This is a genomic window from Microbacterium sp. ZW T2_14 (assembly GCF_044987405.1).
Lineage (GTDB): Bacteria > Actinomycetota > Actinomycetes > Actinomycetales > Microbacteriaceae > Microbacterium.
The window spans coordinates 1-1,773 of the sequence record NZ_JBJDRK010000122.1 but is presented as its reverse complement, the minus strand read 5'-3'; the positions used below and the strand labels follow the sequence as shown (position 1 = coordinate 1,773).

Annotated in this window: 2 protein-coding genes and 1 pseudogene; 1 reads left to right on the top strand and 2 read right to left on the bottom strand. The window is 72.6% G+C overall.

Features of this window, described 5'->3' with window-relative positions; translation table 11 throughout:
• On the bottom strand, nt 1-391 hold a 391-nt coding region (locus tag ACI3KY_RS20235; protein WP_404931911.1), incomplete at its 3' end, for a hypothetical protein.
• Between the two features lie 198 nt (nt 392-589).
• Here ACI3KY_RS20235 and dcd point away from each other — a divergent pair.
• Nucleotides 590-1,189, top strand: coding sequence for a dCTP deaminase (gene dcd / locus ACI3KY_RS20230; protein WP_404931910.1), 600 nt, complete (start codon nt 590-592; stop codon nt 1,187-1,189).
• Nucleotides 1,190-1,259: 70 nt separating this feature from the next.
• Here dcd and ACI3KY_RS20225 read toward each other — a convergent pair.
• A pseudogene (locus ACI3KY_RS20225) lies at nt 1,260-1,773 on the bottom strand (hypothetical protein); the annotation flags it as partial.

The following is a 1,773-nucleotide window of genomic DNA, read 5'->3' as shown; positions in this document are numbered from 1 at the left end:
CCTCCGCGGCATCCGCCGTCCAGGCCTGTGCGCGGGAGAACCCGCGCGCACGGACGGTCGAGGTCTCATGCTCGCGCGCCGCGGCGACGAGTCGCGCGAGCTGCGCGACGGCCGTGCCCGCGAGGATCGCGACCATCAGCACGAGCGCGGGCGTGGCCGACGCGAGGGCGACAGCGCCGACCTGCACCTGCTGGGCGACCTCGTCGGGCGAGAGCCCCGGTGGCGGCGGATCGCCCGCGACCGTGATCGCACGCGCGAGCCAGGCCAGGACGACCGACACGGTCGCGACGGCGACGGCGACCGTTGCCGCCCCGCTCGCGAGCAGCCCCGTCCGCGCACCGCTGCGGCGCCGCAGCAGTCGCGCCGACGACAGCGCGCGGCGATCGGGCATGGGCTCGGTCCTCCGCGGTTCGCTCGACGCTGACGTTCACTGACAACCTACGGGACGATGGCCGCGCGCTTCGACTGCCGGCGCCCGGCGGACCGCGTGCCGACGACACGGTGCCCGGGCGGCCGCATCCCTCGCCGTCTCGAGGCGGGTGGACGTCACGTTCGAGCCGGACGGATGCCGCCCCGATAGGCTGGCCGCGTGCTGCTCAGTGACCGCGACATCCGGCTCGAGATCGACGCGGGACGCATCGGGCTCGACCCGTGGGATCCGGCGATGGTGCAGCCGTCGAGCGTTGATGTGCGGCTCGACCGCTCCTTCCGGCTCTTCGACAACCACAAGTACCCGTTCATCGACCCGGCCGAGGATCAGCCCGAGCTCACCCGCCTCATCTCGGTGGACCCCGGGGAGCCGTTCATCCTGCACCCCGGCGAATTCGCGCTGGGATCGACCTTCGAGAAGATCTCGCTGCCCGACGACATCGCCGCCCGGCTCGAGGGCAAGTCGTCCCTCGGCCGACTGGGCCTGCTGACGCACTCGACCGCCGGGTTCATCGACCCGGGCTTCACGGGTCATGTCACGCTCGAGCTCTCGAACGTCGCGACCCTGCCGATCAAGCTGTGGCCGGGCATGAAGATCGGACAGGTCTGCTACTTCCGGCTGACCTCACCCGCCGAGAACCCCTACGGCTCGGGCACCTACGGCAACCGGTACCAGGGCCAGCGGGGGCCGACGGCATCCCGCTCGTTCCAGAACTTCCACCGCACCGACGTCGGAGACGCCGCGGCCCCGACGGCGTGACCCGCCGAGGGGGCACCGCACGGAGGCTGACGCCCCGCGGCTCCCGCCACGAGTCGCGACTCGTGGCTCCTCAGGGCGTCGGCTCGAGGATGCCCGGCTCGCGCGCGTAGACCCGGACCTGAGACCCGTCGACCACGAATCCCAGCGACGTGCCCGCGGGGAAGCGCTCGCGGAGCTCGTCCGGCGAACGGGGGAGCACCTGCACCGAGGCGTTGGCGGCGAACGAGCCGGAAGAGCAGCTGCCCCCGCCGAAGGAGTCCTCGGCGACGAGGATGTAGAGGCAGTTCTGCTTTCCCGCTTCCCTCGATGTCTGCGAGAAGACCAGCACCGTGAGGCCGTAGAACTCCTCGAACACCTGGGCGTCCTCGGGTCGCTCGCCGAAGAACGCGTCGGGCCAGGCGGCCTCCGCGTCCACCTGAAGCGTGGCGATCCTCCCCGCGCCGGCCGCCTGGATCGCCAGGGTCGCACCCACGCCGACCAGCACCCCCGCGACGACGGAAGCGGTCCAGAGCAGCACGCGGCGCCGCCGCCACCACGGTCGGCGTGGAGAGGGGCCGGTGGCGGCGCCGCGTGCTGCTCTGGAC